Annotated in this window: 13 protein-coding genes and 2 pseudogenes; 7 read left to right on the top strand and 8 right to left on the bottom strand. The window is 63.1% G+C overall.

Translation table 11 applies throughout. The features are described from left to right. The 3 genes and pseudogenes from AC1DUU_RS05650 to trpS all read right to left on the bottom strand — a co-directional run. Window positions 1-63, bottom strand: a pseudogene (locus AC1DUU_RS05650) (NifU family protein); the annotation flags it as partial. A gap of 119 nt (window positions 64-182) precedes the next feature. Beyond that, window positions 183-674 carry a universal stress protein gene (locus AC1DUU_RS05645; RefSeq protein ID WP_476782437.1) on the bottom strand — a complete coding sequence of 164 codons (492 nt, stop codon included), beginning with the start codon at window positions 672-674 and terminating at the stop codon, window positions 183-185. 85 nt (window positions 675-759) lie between these two features. Then, window positions 760-1,827, bottom strand: coding sequence for a tryptophan--tRNA ligase (gene trpS / locus AC1DUU_RS05640; protein ID WP_476782436.1), 1,068 nt, complete (start codon window positions 1,825-1,827; stop codon window positions 760-762). A 128-nt stretch (window positions 1,828-1,955) separates the two neighbouring features. Between trpS and AC1DUU_RS05635 the strand changes: the two genes are divergently transcribed. Together AC1DUU_RS05635 and AC1DUU_RS05630 are read left to right on the top strand one after the other, a co-directional pair. After that, window positions 1,956-2,237 carry a type II toxin-antitoxin system RelE/ParE family toxin gene (locus AC1DUU_RS05635; protein ID WP_476782435.1) on the top strand — a complete coding sequence of 94 codons (282 nt, stop codon included), beginning with the start codon at window positions 1,956-1,958 and terminating at the stop codon, window positions 2,235-2,237. Next, window positions 2,212-2,523: a HigA family addiction module antitoxin gene (locus AC1DUU_RS05630; protein WP_476782434.1), complete on the top strand. Its 312-nt coding sequence runs from the start codon at window positions 2,212-2,214 to the stop codon at window positions 2,521-2,523. The genes AC1DUU_RS05635 and AC1DUU_RS05630 overlap by 26 nt, the downstream gene beginning before the upstream one ends. A 158-nt stretch (window positions 2,524-2,681) precedes the next feature. On the opposite strand, the gene murJ is transcribed toward AC1DUU_RS05630, so the two are convergent. Continuing rightward, window positions 2,682-4,280 carry a murein biosynthesis integral membrane protein MurJ gene (gene murJ, locus AC1DUU_RS05625; RefSeq protein WP_476782433.1) on the bottom strand — a complete coding sequence of 533 codons (1,599 nt, stop codon included), beginning with the start codon at window positions 4,278-4,280 and terminating at the stop codon, window positions 2,682-2,684. A gap of 46 nt (window positions 4,281-4,326) precedes the next feature. After that, the gene (locus AC1DUU_RS05620) at window positions 4,327-7,125 is read right to left on the bottom strand and encodes a [protein-PII] uridylyltransferase (protein WP_476782432.1); all 2,799 of its coding nucleotides are present in this window, start codon (window positions 7,123-7,125) and stop codon (window positions 4,327-4,329) included. Window positions 7,126-7,287: 162 nt separating this feature from the next. Between AC1DUU_RS05620 and AC1DUU_RS05615 the strand changes: the two genes are divergently transcribed. Both AC1DUU_RS05615 and AC1DUU_RS05610 read left to right on the top strand, forming a co-directional pair. Beyond that, window positions 7,288-9,771 (top strand): heavy metal translocating P-type ATPase, encoded by a 2,484-nt coding sequence (locus AC1DUU_RS05615; RefSeq protein ID WP_476782431.1) that lies wholly within the window; start codon window positions 7,288-7,290, stop codon window positions 9,769-9,771. 250 nt (window positions 9,772-10,021) lie between these two features. After that, window positions 10,022-10,860, top strand: a pseudogene (locus AC1DUU_RS05610) (aldo/keto reductase). A gap of 30 nt (window positions 10,861-10,890) precedes the next feature. Here the strand turns inward: AC1DUU_RS05610 and AC1DUU_RS05605 are convergent. Further along, the gene (locus AC1DUU_RS05605) at window positions 10,891-11,196 is read right to left on the bottom strand and encodes a hypothetical protein (RefSeq protein ID WP_476782430.1); all 306 of its coding nucleotides are present in this window, start codon (window positions 11,194-11,196) and stop codon (window positions 10,891-10,893) included. A 476-nt stretch (window positions 11,197-11,672) separates the two neighbouring features. On the opposite strand from AC1DUU_RS05605, the gene AC1DUU_RS05600 reads away from it, so the two are divergent. Then, complete coding sequence (locus AC1DUU_RS05600; RefSeq protein WP_476782429.1) at window positions 11,673-12,455, top strand: hypothetical protein; 783 nt, start codon at window positions 11,673-11,675, stop codon at window positions 12,453-12,455. A 99-nt stretch (window positions 12,456-12,554) separates the two neighbouring features. On the opposite strand, the gene mutS is transcribed toward AC1DUU_RS05600, so the two are convergent. Further along, window positions 12,555-15,203 carry a DNA mismatch repair protein MutS gene (mutS, locus tag AC1DUU_RS05595; RefSeq protein WP_476782439.1) on the bottom strand — a complete coding sequence of 883 codons (2,649 nt, stop codon included), beginning with the start codon at window positions 15,201-15,203 and terminating at the stop codon, window positions 12,555-12,557. Window positions 15,204-15,380: 177 nt separating this feature from the next. Here mutS and AC1DUU_RS05590 point away from each other — a divergent pair, with 177 nt between their 5' ends. Both AC1DUU_RS05590 and AC1DUU_RS05585 read left to right on the top strand, forming a co-directional pair. Beyond that, a complete protein-coding gene (locus AC1DUU_RS05590; RefSeq protein ID WP_476782428.1) occupies window positions 15,381-17,669 on the top strand; it encodes an NADP-dependent malic enzyme in 2,289 nt (762 codons plus the stop codon). Between the two features lie 393 nt (window positions 17,670-18,062). Further along, window positions 18,063-19,017 (top strand): IS630 family transposase gene (locus tag AC1DUU_RS05585; RefSeq protein WP_476782427.1). Its coding sequence is split into 2 segments (ribosomal slippage): window positions 18,063-18,391 and window positions 18,390-19,017, totalling 957 coding nucleotides; the frame shifts between segments, so codons are not numbered across the junction. A gap of 47 nt (window positions 19,018-19,064) precedes the next feature. Here the strand turns inward: AC1DUU_RS05585 and AC1DUU_RS05580 are convergent. Further along, on the bottom strand, window positions 19,065-19,841 hold the full coding sequence (locus tag AC1DUU_RS05580) for a DeoR/GlpR family DNA-binding transcription regulator (RefSeq protein WP_476782438.1): 777 nt from the start codon (window positions 19,839-19,841) through the stop codon (window positions 19,065-19,067). Window positions 19,842-19,849: the final 8 nt, after the last annotated feature.

Raw genomic sequence — 19,849 nt, 5'->3', positions numbered from 1 at the left:
TTCCTTGCCCGGCAGGAACTTCAGCGTCGCCGGATTGGGGGTCGCTTCGGTCTGGATGAACATGGCCGTGTCTCCGTGCCCGCGCGCGCGGGTTCTCAGTTTGGAATAGTTCTAATTAGGCTTTACACGGCCGACATTCAAGCCGCTGGCGCGCCTCCGCGCCAATATGTTGCGCCTGCTCGTCAGGCCAGGCTGTCGATCTCTTCGTCCGACAGGTTCTGCGGCACTACCGTCACCGGGATCGGGAAGGCGGCACCCTTGCCGGCGATCGAGGCGACCAATGGCCCAGGGCCTTCCTTGCCAGCACCGGCCGCCAGCACCAGGATAGCGATATCCTGGTCATCTTCAATCAGCTTGTGGATCTCGTCTGCGGGGCGGCCTTCGCGCACCACCAGTTCCGGCTCGATCCCCAGCGTCTCGCGCACTTTTGCCGCATGGGTGTCGAGCGCTCCGTTGGCAGCCGCCGTCGCTTCCTCGCGCATGATCTTCTCTACGCCCAGCCAATGCTGGAAGTCGTCGGGCTCGATGACGTAAAGCAGAACCAGGACGCCGCTTGTGCTCTTGGCGCGCTTGGAGGCATAGGCGACTGCGCGTTCGCATTCGGGCGTGTCGTCGATGATCGCCAGGAACTTGCGCCGGTGACCGGCTTCCTTGCTGAGACGTTTGGAGACCATTTCCTACCCTGATCCGCGCGCTATTTTGGCTAGCAATCTGCCACCGGCGCGAGCTGCCCGCAAGCAGCCTGCGCCGGTGTCTTTTTCAGTCGCCGAGCAGGCCGATGATGTTGCGCACATCCTTCATGGTGCGTTCGGCGATGACGCGCGCGCGGTCGGCGCCGTCACGCAGTACGGCATCGATATGGCCGGGATCGGCCATCAGGCGGCGCATCTCGCCGGCAATCGGCGCGAGCTTGTCGACCGCGAGGTCGGCGAGGGCGGGCTTGAACACCGAAAACTGCTGACCGGCAAACTGGCGCAGCACTTCTTCCTTGGAGATGTCGGCCAGGCCGGCATAGATGCCGACGAGGTTTTCCGCCTCGGGACGTTCCTTAAGGCCTTCGAGCTCGCTCGGCAGTGGCGCCGGATCGGTCTTGGCCTTGCGGATCTTCTTCGAGATCGTGTCGGCGTCGTCGGTCAGGTTGATGCGCGACAGGTCGGAGGGATCCGACTTCGACATCTTCTTTGAACCGTCGCGCAGCGACATGATGCGCGCCGCCGGCCCGCCGATGATCGGCTCGGTGATCGGGAAGTAGCCGTTGACCGTCTCTTCGCCCACCTGCATCTCCACGCCGATACCGAGATCGGCGATACGGGCGGAAAAATCGTTGTTGAACTTCTGGGCGATGTCGCGCGTCAGTTCCAGGTGCTGCTTCTGGTCGTCGCCGACCGGCACRTGGGTGGCGCGGTAGACAAGGATGTCGRCCGCCATCAGGCTCGGATAGGCGAGCAGACCCAGCGAAGCGTTCTCGCGGTCCTTGCCGGCCTTGTCCTTGAACTGCGTCATCCGGTTCATCCAGCCGATGCGCGCCACGCAATTGAAGATCCATGCCAGCTCGGCATGCTGCAGCACGCGCGCCTGGTTGAAGACGATGTGTTTGGTGGGATCGATGCCGGCGGCCAGGAAGGCCGCGGTGATCGAGCGCGTCTGTCCCTGAAGATCGTCATGGACGAGCTGGGCGGTCAGCGAGTGCAGGTCAACGACGCAATAGATGCACTCGTTGGTTTCCTGCAGGGCGACGAACTTGCGGATGGCGCCGAGATAGTTGCCGAGGTGGAGATTTCCGGTTGGCTGGACGCCGGAGAAGATGAGCGGTTTGAAGGCGGTCATGATTGATCCCGTGGCTTGTGGAGGGCCGTTTCGCGCGCGGCGAAATTCGAGAGGCGCTTATGAACGATGGCGTTGGCCCGATCAAGAGGGGGCGTTGATGCGTATAACGTTATGCGTTATAAAGGCGAATGATATTGAGCTTTGCCGATGCCGAAACAGAGCGAATTTGGCATGGCCAGCGAAGCCAGAGGTTGCCCTCCGACATTCAGGACAAATGTCTGGTCAAACTGCGTATGCTCAACAGTGCGCGCAAGCTTGACGACCTGAAGGTTCCGCCCGGCAATCGGCTGGAGGCGTTGAAGGGAACCCGAAAAGGGCAATTCTCGATCAGGATCAACGACCAGTGGCGTGTCTGTTTCCGCTGGTCCGAAGGAGCGGCAACCGATGTCGAAATCGCAGACTATCACTGAAGAACTCCACAACCCGCACGCCGGCGAGATTCTGGCCGCCGAGTTCATGACGCCCCTCGGCTTGAGTCAGAACGCCTTGGCGCGTGCGATCAGTGTGGCCCCGCGCCGCATCAATGAGATCGTGCTCGGCAGGCGCGCTATTACAGCAGACACGGACCTGCGGCTTGCTCGCTATTTCGGAGTATCCGAGGGCTTCTTTCTCGGCCTCCAGATGGATTTCGAGTTGCTTGAACGCAAGCGCACGCTCGGTGACGAACTAGAGAAGATTACGCCTCGTGCCGCCTGAACAGGCAGCCGCAGTTCGTTCCAAATCCTCGGTCAGGCAATCCTGCAGCGGTGGCCAGCTACAGCCTCTCTCCAGCCACGCGCTTCTTCCTGTCCGCTTGACCTACAAGCGTCCGGTACGGCGCGGGCAACCCGCAGCAATGATTGCAAAGACCAATTTCACTCAGGCTCGACAGCCGTGGCGGCAGGACTTTCGCGCCCGCGCCTGATGTTGCGCCTGATCATGCCTGTGTCGGCGCCGCCGATGCCGAAGGCTATGCCGAAATAGACGATCATCGCACCGGTCACCAAAACGGCCAGCGCTGCGGCCTGGGTGTAGAAAGGTGCCGCCGAACCGAGCCATTGATCGGCCTCGCGGGCGGCGAACCACAGGCCTGCGGCCATCACGGCGGCGGCGATGATGAGGCGCGGGATGCGCTTCAACAGGGCGGCGTCGCGGTCCCACTGTCCGCGCCAGATCAAGGTTCCCAGCAGCATCGCTGCATTGACCCAGCCGGCGACCGCGGAGGCCGCGGCAATGCCGGGCGCGCCCMAGGAGGGGAATAGCGTCAGCGCTACCGAAATATTGACCGCCACGGATATGGCAGCGAAATACATCGGGGTGCGCGTGTCCTCTCGGGCGAAGAAGCCCGGCGTGAACGCCTTGATCAGCACGAAGGCCGGCAGGCCAAGGCCGAATATGGCAAGGATCGCCGACACCACTGGTGTGCTGTTGGAAGCGGCGAACGCGCCGCGCTCGTAGAGCACGCGCACGATCGGTTCGGAGATGACCAGCAGTGCTGCCGCCGCCGGCAGCGTCAGGAACAAGGTGAACTCGACCGAGCGGTTCTGCAGATTGGCGGCTTCGATGAGATTGCCCGATTTCAGCGCCCGCGACAGTTCCGGCAACAAGACGATGGCGACAGCCACGCCGACAACGCCCAGCGGCAGCTGGTAGACCCGGTCGGCGAGGTTGAGCGAGGACACGGCACTTTCCTGACCCGAGGCGATGGCCGTGCCGATCAGCGTGTTGATCTGGGTGATGCCGCCGGTGATCGCCGCCGGCAGCGCGAGCCACAGAAGACGCTTGACGTTCGGCGTCAGCTTGGGCCTGCGGAAGCCGATGGCAATGCCGGCATGGCGCACGGCGATCCACACGATGACGAGTTGCACGAGCCCGGCCGCCAGCACGCCCCAGGCAAGCGCATAGCCCACCGCCAGCCCGTCATGGCCGCGATACCAGGCATTGGCCAGCACGCCGACAAGGATGATGTTGAGGAACACCGGCGCGATCGCCGCCGCGAAATAGCGGCGCAGCGAATTCAGCATGCCGCTCATCATCGCCGCCAGCGACATGCAGATCAGATAAGGGAACATGATGGTCGCCAGTGCAACCGTCAGGTCGTATTTCTCCGGGTTGTCGATGAAACCTGGGGCCACGATGAAACGCACGATCAGCGGCATCGCCAGTTCCATGGCGATTGTCAGCACCAGAAGTGCCGAGAATAGAACGCCGAACACTTCCTCCGAAAAGCGCTTGGCGCCCTCGACGCCGTTGGCCTCGATCTCCTTGGCGAACAAAGGCACGAAGGCCGCGTTGAACGCGCCTTCGGCAAACAGCCTACGGAAGGTGTTGGGAAACTGGAACGCGGCATAAAAGGCGTCGGCCACCGGCCCGGTGCCGAGCGCTGCCGCCATCAGCATCTCGCGGGCAAAACCCAGCACGCGGCTCATCAGCGTGCCCGACGCAACGGTCGCGAATTTCTTGATCAGTGACATGGGGTGCGACGATGCCTTGCGGATTTGGGCGGGACAATGGCCGTCATCATTCGGCTGCTGCCGCCTTGGCCTTGATACGCTCGGCGGGACCATCGAGCGTGGCGATCAGCCTTGTGCGGATGTTTTCGAGCCGGGTCGGGTTTTCGATCTTCTGGCCGGTCAGGTCGGTGACGTAGAAAGTGTCGATGACCTTTTCGCCAAAAGTGGTGATGTGCGCCGAGGCGATATCGAGCGAAAGGTCCGACAGCGCGCCGGTGATTTCCGACAGGAAGCCGGGACGGTCGAGACCCTCGACCTCGATCACCGAAAATCGGTTCGACAAGGTGTTGCGGATCTCGGCGCGCGGCTGGATGCGGAAGGTCTTTTGGCCGCGCTTGGGCTTGGCGCGCTTGGCGATCATCTCCGGCAGCCAGGCCCGGCCCGACAGCACGTCCTCGATCAGCTGGCCAACACGCTCGGCGCGCCTGCGCTCGTCCTCGTCGCGGTCGAATTCGCGGCTGATCAGGATGATGTCGAGCGCACGCCCGTCGGCGGTGGTGAAGATCTGCGCGTCGACGATGTTGCCGCCAGCGGCAGCACAGGCACCCGCGATCACCGACAGCAGGCGGGGATGGTCCTGCGCCAGCACGGTGATCTCGGTCACCGCTTCGAATTCGCGTGTCCGCACCATGGTCGACAGCTGCTTGCCGGCCTCGTCGGCGGCGCGGATGAATTCGGCGTGGCGTTTCTGGTCTTCGAAATCGACAGTCAGCAGATAGGCGTCATAGTGCAGCTTGACGTATTTCTGGCGCAGCTCGTCGGGCCAGTCGGCAAGTGCTGTCGCCAACGTCTCGCGCGCCGCAGCCGTGCGCTCGGCCCGCGACAATTCGGAAAAGCCGCCGGTCAGAAAAAGCTCGGTTTCGTAATAGAGCGTGCGCAAAAGCTGGCCCTTCCAGCCGTTCCACACGCCGGGACCAACGCCGCGAATGTCGCACACGGTCAGGATCAGCAGCAATTTTAGCCGCTCGACCGATTGCACCACGGTTGCGAAATCGTCGATCGTCTTGCGGTCATTGAGGTCGCGCGTCTGCGCCGTCATCGACATGACCAGATGGTTCTCGACCAGCCAGGCAACCGTCTCGGTATCGGTGGGTGACAGGCCCATATGCGGGCAGACCCGCCGCGCGATCTTGGCGCCGGCTTCGGAATGGTCCTCCGGCCGGCCCTTGGCGATGTCGTGCAAAAGCACCGCGACATAAAGCGCCTCGCGCTGCTTCTTGATGCCGCCGATCAGCGAGTGGCTGAGCGGGTGGATCTTGGCGCCGTCGCCATGCTCGATCTCCGACAAGACGCCGATGCAGCGCAGCAGATGCTCGTCCACCGTATAGTGGTGGTACATCGAAAACTGCATCATCGCGACGATCTTGCCGAAATCGGGGATCAGCCGCCCAAGCAGCCCCGCTTCGTTCATCCRCCTGAGGTTGAGCTCGGGGTTGCGATCCGAGGTCAGCACGTCGAGGAACAGCCGGTTGGCCTCGGCATTGCGCCTGAGGCCGCGATCGACAAGCCCGAGCGAGCGGGTCAGAAGCTTCAGTGCGTTGGGATGCAGCTCCAGCCCGTGCCTGTCGGCGAACCAGAAGAAACGCACCATGTTGACCGGATCGCGTTCGAACACCTTGTCGTCGGCGACGGTGATGCGATGGTTGTCGATGATGAAGTCGCTGGTGCCGGCAAGCTTGCGCCGGCGCCGTGAAAAGCCCTGCAGGAACCGGTTGAAGCCGGGCACGTCCTTGACCTGCTCTTCTTCGAGCGCGGCGCAGAAGATGCGAGTCAGGTCGCCGACTTCCTTGGCGACGAGGAAGTAGTCCTTCATGAAACGTTCGACCGCCGAGAGCCCCGGCTGGTTGGTGTAGCCCAGCCGCTCGGCGATCTCGCGCTGGATGTCGAAATGCAGCCGCTCTTCCGGCTTGCCGGTCAAAAAATGCATGTGGCAGCGCACCGCCCACAAGAAATCCTCGGCCTCGACGAACTGGCCATATTCGCCTTCGGTAAACACGCCCTTGTCGATCAGCTCGGCGCCGGTGCGCACGCGGTAGTAATATTTGCCGATCCAAAACAGCGTGTGCAGGTCGCGCAGGCCGCCCTTGCCGTCCTTGATGTTCGGCTCGACAAGGTAGCGGCTCTCGCCTGCCTTGGCGTGGCGGGCGTCGCGCTCGGCGAGCTTGGCCTGGACAAATTCGGCACCGGTATCCTTCACCAGCTCACGGTCGAAGCGCTCGATCAGCTCGTTGCAGAGCGGTTCTTCGCCCCAAAGGAAACGCGCCTCGAGGATCGCCGTGCGGATGGTGATGTCGCCGCGCGCAAGCCTGAGGCACTCGTCGATATTGCGGGTGGCGTGGCCGACCTTCAGCCCCATGTCCCACAGCATGTAGAGCATGTATTCGACGATCTGCTCGCCCCACGGCGTCTGCTTGTAGGGCAGCAAAAACAGCAGGTCGATGTCGGACCCCGGCGCAAGCGTGCCACGGCCATAGCCGCCGACGGCCACCACCGCCATGCGTTCGGCCGAAGACGGGTTCTTGGCCCGGTAAACATGGGTGACGGCGAAATCGTAGAGGACGCGGATGATCTCATCCATCAGGTGCGAGATGCGCGTCGCGCAGGCGGTGCCGCTGCTGTCGTCCATCAGCATCTTTTCGGCGACGTTCTTGCCTGCGGCGATCTTTTCCTTGAACAGCAGCAAGGCCTTGGCGCGAAGGGCCGGATCGGCGCCGTCGCCACCCGTGGCGCTGGTCAACGCCGTCAGATGGCGGCGCAGTTCGTCAGCGTCGATCAGCTGTTCGAGCTTGAGCGGGATTTTCGTCATCTGCCTCGGCTGGCCTTGCCCTTGTGGCGGCGTCTATAGCGCGAATTTTTTGCCATGGGTATGGCGCTGAGAAGTGCTGCATCTGCCGGAGGCGGTTCGCATTGACCTTCCACGTACTGGAACCTGTATTCTGATTCGTCCGAGCAGCGTGGAATTTTACCAATGAACGATGAGCACGCCCACCATCATCACCCGGCAAAGACGTCCGCCACGGCGGAAACAGTCGTTCGCGATCCTGTTTGCGGCATGATCGTCGACCCGGCCGCCGGCAAGCCGACGCTCGAACATAAGGGCCATCTGTTTCATTTCTGCAGCGCGTCTTGCCGCGACAAATTCGCCAAGGAGCCGGAAAAATACATCAGCGCCGCCGATCCGGTCTGCGGCATGGACGTCGCCCGCGACAGCGCCAGACATTTCCTCAAGCACGAGGGCGCAGGCTACTATTTCTGCTCCTCGAACTGCGAGGGCAAATTCACTGCCGAGCCGGCCAAGTATCTGAGCGGCAAGCCGGCCGTGGCACCCGCGCCCAAAGCCGCGCAATACACCTGCCCGATGCATCCCGAGATCATCCGCGACAAACCCGGCTCGTGCCCGATCTGCGGCATGGCGCTGGAACCTGTCATGCCGACCGGCGACGAGGGCCCAAGCCCCGAACTCGTCGATTTCACCCGCCGCTTCTGGGTCAGCGCGGTCATGTCGATCCCGCTCTTGATTATCGCCATGGGGCCGATGCTCGGCCTGCCGGTTCGCGACTGGATCGGCGAGAGAACTGCCGCCTGGCTCGAACTTGTGCTCGCAACACCTGTGGTGCTGTGGGCGGCGCTGCCCTTCTTTCATCGCGGTTGGGACTCGGTTCTCAACCGCAGTCCCAACATGTGGACGCTGATCTCGCTCGGTGTCGGCGCTGCCTACATCTACAGCGTTGTCGCCACGCTCTTCCCCGATCTGTTCCCGCATCAGTTCCGCGGCCATGGCGGCTCGGTGCCGGTCTATTTCGAGGCGGCGGCAGTCATCATCGCATTGGTCTTCCTCGGCCAGGTTCTGGAGTTGCGCGCCCGCGAGCGCACCGGTTCGGCCATCCGCGCTCTGCTCGATCTCGCTCCCAAGACGGCGCGGCGTATCGCCGATGACGGTTCTGAAAGCGAAGTGCCGCTGGAAGAAGTCGTCAGCGGCGATCGCCTGCGCATCCGCCCCGGCGATGCGATCCCCGTCGACGGCATCGTTCTCGAAGGCCGATCTTCGGTCAACGAATCGATGATATCGGGCGAACCGGTCCCGGTCGAAAAGGTCGAAGGCGAAAGGCTGACCGGCGGCACGCTCAACAAGAACGGTTCGCTGATCATGCGCGCCGACAAGGTCGGCGCCGACACGGTGCTGTCGCAGATCGTCGAGATGGTCGCCAAGGCCCAGCGCAGCCGCGCGCCGATCCAGGGCCTCGCCGACCGCGTCTCTTTCTATTTCGTGCCGACGGTGGTGCTGATCGCTATCGTTTCGTTCATCGTCTGGGCGATGTTCGGCCCCGAGCCGAGCATGGTTTTCGCTATCGTCTCTGCCGTGTCGGTGCTGATCATCGCCTGTCCCTGTGCGCTTGGCCTTGCCACCCCGATGTCGGTGATGACCGCCACCGGGCGTGGCGCCCAGGCCGGCGTGCTGATCAAGGATGCCGAGGCTCTGGAGCGTTTCTCCAAGGTCACCACCCTCATTGTCGACAAGACCGGCACGCTGACCGAGGGCCGGCCTCAGTTGACCGACGTGGTCGCCGCCAAGGGCATCGCGGAGGATGAACTGCTGTCGCTCGCCGCTGGCCTCGAAAAGGGCTCCGAGCACCCCCTCGCCGAAGCCATCGTCGAGGGAGCGGCCAGGCGCGGCGTGACCGTGCCTGACGCAAAGGACTTTGAATCCATCACCGGCAAGGGTGTGTCAGGCACCGTCTCCGGTCGCAAGGTCGCGCTCGGCAATGCCGCGATGATGGCCGATCTCGGCCTAGACACGGCGGAGCTTGCAGCCAGCGCCGATGCCCTGCGCGGCGATGGCAAGACCGCGATGTTTGTCGCCGTTGATGGCAAGCCGGCCGGCATCGTTGCTGTCGCCGATCCGATCAAGGCAACGGCTGCCGAGGCGATCCGCACCCTGCACGGTCTCGGCCTTAGGATCATCATGGCGACCGGCGACAACGAGCGCACCGCCAAGGCGGTGGCCCAGAAGCTCGGCATCGACGAGGTCCGCGCCGATATGTTGCCGGAGAGCAAGAAGGCGCTGGTCGACGAGCTGCGTGCCAAGGGCGAGGGCGTCGCCATGGCCGGCGACGGCGTCAACGACGCACCAGCACTTGCCGCTGCCGATGTCGGCATCGCCATGGGCACAGGTGCTGACGTGGCGATGGAAAGTGCCGGCATCACGCTGCTCAAGGGCGATTTGGGCGGCATTGTCCGCGCCCGCAAGCTGGCTCAGGCGACCATCGGCAACATCAAGCAGAACCTGTTCTTCGCCTTCATCTACAACGTCCTGGGTGTTCCTGTGGCCGCCGGCGTCCTATATCCGGTGCTCGGCACGCTTCTGTCGCCGATGATTGCCGCCGCCGCGATGAGTCTGTCGTCGGTGTCGGTGATTGCCAACGCGCTGCGGCTCAGGGCCTTAAAGCTCTGAAGCCCGGCACCGAAAAAGGACTTTTGGATGAACTGGATGAGGAAGATTGTGCTCGGCCTGATGGCGGCCGGCATGCTGGTAGCGGTGCTGCTCGAAACTGCACCGGCCTAAACCACCGATCGCAGCGCATATGGCGGCACCTGTCGCCAACAGCACTGCCACCGGGGGCCGCGATCAAGCAGATGCAAGCCTGGCTGGCCGCGAACCCGGCGAAGTGAGATAACGGCTCAAACCGGATCGGAGCCCCGCCATGCCGTCGACTCCCAGAACAACGACACTTCCTTCCGGCGAGGTCGTTCCCGTGCTCGGCCAGGGCACCTGGATGATGGGCGAGGCAGCACAGCCGACGAGGTTGCGGCACTGAGGCTCGGGCTCGATCTGGGCGTGACGCTGATCGACACCGCCGAGATGTATGGTAGCGGCGGCGCCGAAAAGGTGGTGGGGGAGGCCATCGCCGGGCGTCGAGACGAGGTTTTCCTCGTTTCCAAGGTGCTGCCGTCCAACGCGTCGCGTAACGGCGTCGTCAGGGCTTGCGAGGCAAGCCTCAAGCGCCTGCACACCGACCGCATCGACCTCTATCTGCTGCACTGGCGCGGCGGCGTGCCGTTGTCGGAAACCATCGCCGTGTTCGAGGAACTGCGCCAGTCAGGCAAGATCCGCCACTGGGGCGTCAGCAATTTCGATACCGACGACATGGAGGAAATCGGCCGCCTGCATGCGGGCCAGAACGCCCAGACCAATCAGGTGCTCTACAATCTGACGCGTCGTGGCATCGAGTACGACCTCATGCCGTTGTGCCGCGAAGGCGGCGTGCCAATCATGGCCTATTCGCCTGTCGAACAGGGCGCATTGGCCAACAACAAGGGCCTTGCCGCCATCGCCTCCCGCCACGATGCCACTGCGGCGCAGATCGCCCTTGCCTGGGTCATGGCGCAGTCTGGTGTCATCGCCATCCCCAAGGCAACCAGGCTCGATCATGTCAGGCAGAACGCTGCCGCGCGCGACATCAGCCTTGCTGCTGATGATCTCGCTGAGCTCGACCGCCTCTTTCCGCCGCCGGCCCGCAAGGGCCCGCTGGAAATGATCTGAGTTACAGCTGGCAGCGCTGCGAGCGGTGTCTCAGTGTTCCTTGACCGTGCAGATGCCGTTCGCGCCACCCTTGCCCGTATAGGATACGGCAGCCGAGCCATCCGGGTTGATGCTGAGCGAGATCGTCACCCCGCTGCCCTTGGCCTCGTAGTAGTTGTTGTTGAATTTCTTCAGCTTGCCTTCCTTGCCATTGATGTAGATCGGACCACCCTTGTCGGCGTGTACTTCGATCTTGCCCGGGCAGGTGGCGTTCACCATTGGGATCGATGCACTGGCTTCCCAGGCAATTGAGGCAGTTGTGAAGAAAACAGCCGCACCAACGAAAAGTTTTCCCATATCGACCTCCAGAACAGCATTGCTTAATACTTGCATTTTCGCGCAGTGCGCGTGCGTCTGCAAGGTGCCATCATATGGTTCCAAGCAGAAGTCGCTCGCCTACCATCACCACGTCGGCCTATTTGACTGGCGTCACCTGTCGTGTGACCTCATCCGAGGACGAGGGTCTTCCAGACTTGCTGATGATTTGGCGATTTTTTAGGCATCCTAAGACGCCAATTTTGAGCGATTGGGAAGGCGTTTACGTTCGGCGCAGGCGTGAGGCAATTTAGCATCACTTCTTGCAATTCGGGTGTGCCCCTCTCGCACGACGCGGCTGTCTATGTGTAATCTCCCGGAGTGCTTCGTTCGGCAGAGTGCAGGCTGAACGCAGGACAGGGGGACACCATCGTAGCAGTAGGTGCCGCGTGCCAAAGACCGGTTCTGCCCTTCGGAACGGTTGCCAATTACATTAACGCTCGTTCCGGAGGATGGGAATGAAAGCTGGTTTTGTCTGGACCCTCGTTTTCGGTGGCCTTCTCACCGTTCCCGCAGTCGCTGCCGACATTGTTTCCCCGGTTAGTCCGGTAGCGACGCCGATCGTCGAGCAGGGGTGGACGTTTTCGGTTACGCCTTATTTCTGGGCGGCCGGGCTCTCAGGTGACACGGCGCAGTTTGGCTCGCCTGAAGTCCATATCAATGCGAGTTTTGGCGATATCCTCGATGAACTCGACTTTGCCGCGATGGCGATCGCGGAAGCGCGGAATGGGCCCTTCAGCATCTTTGGCGATCTCATCTATTCGAAGATATCGTCCGGCCGCGGCACTCCGCGAGAACGCCTTGCGGACAGTGTGGATCTGACATCAACGACTTTTGCCGGCTTTCTTGGCGCGGGCTACTCCGTCTTCGAAAGCGACGCCGGGCGGTTCGATATCGTCGGCGGCATGCGGGTCTGGTCGGTCGATACCGAGATTTCTTTCAGTGGCGGCATTCTGGGCGGCAGGTCGAGAAGCGACGGCGCGACCTGGGTCGATGGCCTTGTCGGCGTCCGCGGCGACTACTCCTTCACATCAAAGGTCTTCTTTACGGGATGGGGATTGGTCGGAGCCGGCGGCGCGGACCTCGACTGGGATGTTGCCGCAGCCCTTGGCTATCGTTTCAACGATCGCTTCTCCGCCATCGCGGGGTATCGGGCGCTTGGCGTCAATTACGAAAACGACGGCTTTGTCTTCGACGTCGTCCAGCAAGGCCCGATCTTCGGCCTGACGATGCATTTCTAGCACGGGCCAGGGCGGAGCAACGGACTCGACGCCAGCGGTTCATTGCAATCGTCAGGTCTTGGTCGAAACAACCAGCCGCTCCGGCGGCTGGTTTGCCGGTCAGCGGCCCGAAAGCCCCTTGAGCTTGTAAAGTGCGTCGAGTGCCTCGCGCGGCGTCATCTCGTCGGGGCTCAGCCCTTCCAGCGCCTTGGTCAGCGCGTCGTTGGCGACGGGTTTAGCCGCTTCGCGTTTCACGGCAACCGAAAACAGCGGCAGGTCGTCGACAAGCCGGTTGGCTTTCCCCGAGGTTTCGCCCTCTTCAAGCTGGTGCAGCACTTCCTTGGCACGTGCCACGACGGCGTCGGGCAAGCCGGCGAGACGGGCCACCTGCACGCCGTAGGAGCGGTCGGCGGCGCCCTTGCCGACCTCGTGCAGGAACACCACTTCGCCTTCCCATTCCTTCACCCGCATCGTCACATTGTGCAGGCGTTCGAGTTTGCCCGAGAGTGCCGTCAGCTCATGGAAATGGGTGGCGAAAACCGCGCGGCAGCGGTTCTTTTCGTGCAGATATTCGACCGCCGCCCAGGCGATCGACAGGCCGTCGAAGGTTGCGGTGCCGCGACCGATCTCGTCGAGGATGACCAGCGAGCGTTCGCTCGCCTGGTTGAGGATGGCGGCCGTCTCGACCATCTCGACCATGAAGGTCGAGCGCCCCCGCGCCAGATCGTCGGAGGCGCCGACACGCGAAAACAGCCGGTCGACGACGCCGACATGCGCACTTTCCGCCGGCACGAACGAACCCATCTGGGCAAGGATGGCAATCAGCGCGTTCTGGCGCAGGAAGGTCGACTTACCCCCCATGTTCGGGCCGGTCAGCAGCCAGATCGCGCCGTTGCGGCCATTCTCGGCCGGCGACAGGTCACAGTCATTGGCAACGAAGGGCGCAGATGCCGTTCGCCTGAGCGACTGTTCGACGACGGGATGGCGTCCGCCGGTGACCTCGAAGGCGAGGCTCAGGTCGACCTGCGGCCGGCACCAGGCTTCGGAAGCTGCCAGCACGGCAAGCGCCGACGACACATCGAGCACCGACAACGCATTGGCCCCGGCACGAATCGCGTCGGCATTCGTTACTGCCTCCGCCACCAGCGCGTCGAAGGCGGCAAGCTCTATGGTCAGCGCCCGATCGGCGGCGTTGGCGATCTTGGTCTCGAGGCCGGCGAGTTCGGTGGTGGTGAAGCGCATCGCGCTCGCCATGGTCTGGCGGTGGATGAAGCGCGCCTTGGCCTCGTCGGTTCCGTTGAGTACCGCCTGGTTGTTGGCCGTCACCTCGATGTAATAGCCGAGCACGTTGTTGTGGCGGATCTTCAGCGACCTTATCCCGGTCTCCTCGATCAGGTCGCGCTCCATGCCGGCGATCACCCGCCTCGACTGGTCGCGCAGCGCCCGCATCTCGTCGAGCTCGGCGTGATAGCTCGCGCGGACAAAGCCGCCGTCGCGCTTGAGCAGCGGCAGCTCCTCGCCAAGTGCCGCATCGATGTGGTCGGCGAAGTCGGCCGGCAGCGCTGAAATCGCTGCCATTGCCCTTTGCAGATCCACCGGCAGCGGCGCGGTCCCAAACAACCCGGCAATGGTGCGCGCGGCCGAAAAGCCCGAGCGCAGGGCACCCAGATCGCGCGGGCCGCCACGGTTGAGCGCGAGGCGCGACAGCGCGCGCGGCATGTCGGCGACGCCCTTGAGGCTCAAACGAAGCGCCTCGGTCAATCTCGTCTCCGAAAGGAAGAACGACACCGCATCGAGCCTGCCGGTGATCGCCTCCGGATCGGTCAGCGGCGACATCAGCCGGTCGGCGAGCAGTCGCGCGCCGCCACCAGTCACCGTGCGGTCGATGGCGCGGAACAGCGAGCCGTCGCGGCCGCCCGAAAGCGTGCGCAGCAATTCGAGATTGGCCCGCGTCGCTGGATCGATGAACAGCGTCGAGCCTTCCTGCTCGCGCTCGGGATGGGCCAGCGGCGGGCGCTCGGCCTTCTGGGTCTTTTCGACATAAGCGATCGCGCCCGAAATCGCCGAAAGTTCGGCGCGGGAGAAAGCGCCAAAGCTGTCCGGCGTCGCCACCTCGTAGAAGCGCGCGATGCGTCCCGGCGCCGATGTCGAGTCGAACAGGGAAGGCGGCTGCGGGTTGACGATGCGCCCGATCAGGTCGAACGTCGGCTTGAGCTCCTCGTCATGGAACGCGGGCTCGGCGACGATCAGCTCGCGCGGGTCGATGCGGAAGATGTCGGCGGCGAGCCTGTCGGGCGTCGTCTCCGAAACGCGAAACACACCCGTCGAGATCTCGATCCAGGCGAGCGCGAGGCTCGCTTCGCCCGCCCCCTTGACCCGCCCCAGCGCCATCAGGAAGCTCGATTCCTGCGGCGCAAGCAGCTTGTCTTCGGTGATCGTGCCCGGCGTGACGAGACGCACCACGTCGCGCTTGACCACCGATTTCGAGCCGCGCTTCTTGGCTTCCGCCGGGTCCTCGATCTGCTCGCACACGGCAACGCGAAAACCCTGGCCGATCAGCTTTTGCAGATAGTCGTCGGCCGCATGGATCGGCACCCCGCACATCGGGATGTCCTGGCCCTGATGCTTGCCGCGCTTGGTCAAAACGATGCCGAGCGCGCGCGACGCCTTCTCGGCGTCGTCGAAGAACAGCTCGTAGAAATCGCCCATGCGGTAAAACAGCAGCGAGTCCGGATTCGCCGCCTTGATCTCGATATACTGCTCCATCATCGGCGTCGGCGCGGCGTGCACCGGCGTTTCCGCTGATATTGTCGGTCGATCGTTCACGCCTGAGCTTTCAAAAAAGGAATTCTGCTATTCTGCTTGGCGGTTTACAGCGCCGATGTGTAGCCTTAATCCAAAACGCTCCACAAAAAGAATATTTCAAGGGTAGGATCGCTTCGCACCATGGCCTCGAACAAGAAAACCGACAATTCCGGCCCCTCCGTTTCTGCCGAGGAGGCGCTCGAATTCCACGCCATGGGCCGCCCGGGCAAGCTGGAGATCGTGCCGACCAAGCCGATGGCCACCCAGCGCGACCTCAGCCTCGCCTATTCGCCCGGGGTCGCGGTTCCCGTCAAAGCCATCGCCGAGGATCCTTCCCGCGCCTACGACTACACCGCCAGGGGCAACATGGTCGCCGTCATCTCCAACGGCACCGCGATCCTGGGGCTCGGCAATCTCGGCGCGCTCGCCTCCAAGCCGGTCATGGAAGGCAAGGCGGTGCTGTTCAAGCGCTTCGCCGACGTTGATTCCATCGACCTCGAGGTCGACACCGAAGACGCCGAGGAATTCATCAACTGCGTGCGTTACCTCGGCCCCTCCTTCGGCGGCATCAACCTCGAAGACATCAAGGCGCCCGAGTGCTTCATCATCGAGCAGCGCCTGCGCGAGCTGATGGACATCCCGGTTTTCCACGACGACCAGCACGGCACCGCCATCATCGCCGCCGCTGGCCTCATCAACGCGCTTGAAATCACCGGCCGCGACATGAAGACGGCCAAGCTCGTCTGCAATGGTGCCGGTTCCGCCGGCATCGCCTGCATCGAGCTCATCAAGTCGATGGGCTTCACCCCCGACAACGTCATCTTGTGCGACACCAAGGGCGTGRTCTACCAGGGCCGCACCGAAGGCATGAACCAGTGGAAGTCGGCGCACGCCGTCAAGACCGAGGCGCGCACGCTTGCCGACGCCATGGACGGCGCCGACATCGTCTTCGGCCTCTCCGCCAAGGGCGCGCTGACGCCCGCCATGATCCAGTCCATGGCCAAGAACCCGATCATCTTCGCCATGGCCAATCCCGATCCGGAGATCACGCCCGAGGAGGTCGCCGAGATCCGCACCGACGCCATCATGGCGACCGGCCGTTCGGACTATCCGAACCAGGTCAACAACGTGCTCGGCTTCCCCTACATCTTCCGCGGCGCGCTCGATGTCCGCGCGACAACCATCAACGACGCCATGAAGGTCGCCGCCGCCCAGGCGCTCGCCGATCTCGCCCGCCAGGACGTGCCCGACGACGTCGCCGCCGCCTATCAGGGCAACCGGCCGAAATTCGGCCCCAACTACATCATCCCGGTGCCGTTCGACCCGCGCCTGATCTCGGCGATCCCGATCGCGGTCGCAAAGGCTGCCATGGAATCGGGCGTCGCCGGCCGGCCGATCCTCGATCTCGACAAATACGCCAACGAGCTCTCCGCCCGCCGCGACCCGATCGCGTCGACCTTGCAGCGCATCTACGACCGCGTCCGGCGCCAGCCCAAGCGCATCGTCTTCGCCGAGGGCGAGGAGGAGCAGGTGATGCGCGCCGCCGTTTCCTACGTCAACCAGAAGCTCGGCACCGCCATTCTTCTCGGCCGCGACGACGTCATCAAGGAAAACGCCCGGCATGCCGGCATCGACCTCAACAAGCCGGGCCTCGAGATCATCAATGCGCGCCTGTCGCGCCGCAACGCCATCTACGCCGACTTCCTCTACGAGCGCATGCAGCGCAAGGGCTACCTGCTGCGCGACTGCCAGCGCCTGATCAACAACGACCGCAACCACTTCGCCGCCTGCATGGTCGCCCTTGGCGATGCCGACGGCGTGGTCACGGGCGTCACCCGCAACTACTCGACAGTGCTCGACGACGTCCGCCGCGTCATCGACGAAAAACCCGGCCACCGCGTCATCGGCGTGTCGATCGTGCTGGCGCGCGGCCGCACCGTCATTGTCGCCGACACCGCCGTCCACGACATGCCCAACGCCGAGCAGATCGCCGACATCGCCGAGGAGGCAGCCCACTTTGCCCGCAAGATGGGCTACGAGCCGCGCGTGGCCCTGCTTGCCTACTCGACCTTCGGCAACCCGCCCGGCGAGCGTTCCGAGCGTGTCCAGGAAGCGGTCAAGATCCTCGACAAGCGCCGCGTCGATTTCGAATATGACGGCGAAATGGCCGCCGACGTCGCCCTCAACCACCGCCTGATGCAGCAGCAATACCCCTTCTGCCGCCTCTCGGGCGCTGCCAACGTCCTGGTCATGCCGGCATTCCACTCCGCCGCCATCTCGACCAAGATGCTGCAGGAACTCGGCGGCTCCACCGTCATCGGCCCGCTTCTGGTCGGYCTCAACAAGCCGGTGCAGATCGTCTCGCTCAACGCCAAGGACAGCGATATCGTCAACATGGCGGCGATTGCTGCGTATAACGCGGGGACTTGAGGGGCGGTTCGCGTTAGCGAACGAAAAGCCCCCAAATGGGCTTTTCGAGCGACTCAAGGCCCTGAGCCATAGCGAAGGGCTTAGCGCTGCCGCTTTCTTCACTCCGGCAGACGGTTGGGCGCGACGCCGAAGCTGCTGATCTCCCCACCTGAGGGGGAGATGCCCGGCAGGGCAGAGGGGGGTGGGAAGGATCGCGACGCTTCCGCCGTTCCTCGCCCCCCACGAAAGTGGGGGAGAGGTACCACTCGCGCAGCGAGGCGGTGAGGGGGCGCCAACAATGCGCGTCATCGTAGGCTTGCTGGCGCGTCTAGAGCATCGGACTTTCAGATTGAATCGAGAGGGATTCCSGTGAGGTGGGGTTCATGATTCACTTCCGTGCGGAGGTGATTTGCCATGCCCAAGCCCTATTCGCTCGATTTGCGTGAACGTGTTGTGCGGTTTGTCGAGGCTGGCCACTCACGGCATGCGGCGGCGGCACATTTTGGGGTGTCGGTTTCGTTCGTCGTGATCCTGATGAGGAACTATCGAAAGACCRAGAGCTTGGCGCCCAAGGCCAGCGGTGGTCGCCGCCATTCCAARCTCGACCCGCATCGTGCGTTCCTGCTTGGCCRGGTGGCCGCGAAGGATGACATCACCATGCCGGAGCTTGCCACCGAACTGGCCGCTGCTGCCGACGTCCAGGTCGCTCCGGCCTCGATCTCGCGCTGGCTKATYAGGAACGGCTATCGCTTCAAAAAAAACGCTGTTGGCCAGCGAGCAAGATCGTCCCGACATCTCCAAGGCGCGGCAGCAGTGGCAGGCCAGGCGTCAGCCGCGGATGCGGCTTGAGCCACACCGGCTGGTGTTCATCGACGAAACCGGAACCACGACCAAGATGACACGCCTTCGCGGCCGCTGCCTGAAGGGCCAACGACTGCGTTCAAAGGCACCGTTCGGACATTGGAAGACGCAGACCTTCATCGCCGGGCTGCGCTGTCACGGGCTCACTGCCCCTTTCGTCATCGACACGCCGATGAACCGGCGCATCTTCGAAACYTACATCGAAACGCAGCTCGCTCCCACGCTGGCAAAGGGCGACGTGGTCATCTTAGACAATCTCGCTGCCCACAAGAGCCCGGCCGCCGAGGCAGCGATCCGGGCCAGAGGTGCATGGCTGCTCTTCCTGCCGCCTTACAGCCCAGATCTCAATCCGATCGAAATGGCCTTCGCCAAGCTCAAGGCGCATCTGCGCGCTAAGGCCATCAGAACCATCGACGCCCTGTGGCAGGCCATCGGCGATATCTGCAATCTCTTCTCCCCAACAGAATGCAGAAACTACTTCGCCGCAGCAGGATATGGACTCACATGAAAGTCCGATGCTCTAGGCAAGGGCTTGCGGCTCCATCAGACCCGCGTTCACTCCGACGCGGGTCTTTTCGTTTCGACGAGATGGACGTCCGATTCCGCGCAGATCTTGCGGATGCTCGGAATGTCGCAATGGTCAGTGATGAAGGTGTCCATCTGCGACAGATGGGCGATACGAACTGGTGCGGTGCGCTCGAACTTGGTCCGGTCCGAAACCAAAATGACATGGCGCGCATTGGCGATGATCGCCTGCGCCACCTTCACTTCGCGAAAATCGAAATCGAGCAGCGCGCCGTCATGGTCGATCGCCGACGCGCCGATCACCGCATAGTCGACCTTGAACTGGCGGATGAAATCGACCGCCGCTTCGCCGACGATGCCACCGTCCGAACCGCGCACCACCCCGCCCGCGATCACCACTTCCATATCAGGATAAACCCGCATCCTGTTGGCAACATTGATGTTATTGGTGATGACCATCAGTCCCTTATGGTCTAGCAGCGCCTTGCCAACGGCTTCCGTCGTCGTGCCGATATTGACGAACAGAGACGCATTGTCTGGGATGATGCGTGCCGCCGCCTGGCCGATCGCGTCCTTTTCGTCAGCCGCGATCTTGCGCCGGGCCTCGTATTCAAGGTTCTCGATACCGGAGGGAAACAGCGCCCCGCCATGGATGCGGCTCAGCAGGCGCTGGTCGCAAAGATCGTTCAGATCCTTGCGGATGGTCTGCGGCGTGACCTGGAAATGCGTTGCCAGATCGTCGACCAGCACGCGCCCATTGTCCTTGGCGAGCTGGATGATTTCGGACTGGCGCGGCGAAAGGTACATTTCTAGCA

Source organism: Aminobacter sp. P4_H6_2 (genome assembly GCF_056400805.1).
This window is presented reverse-complemented; position numbering and strand designations above follow the sequence as displayed.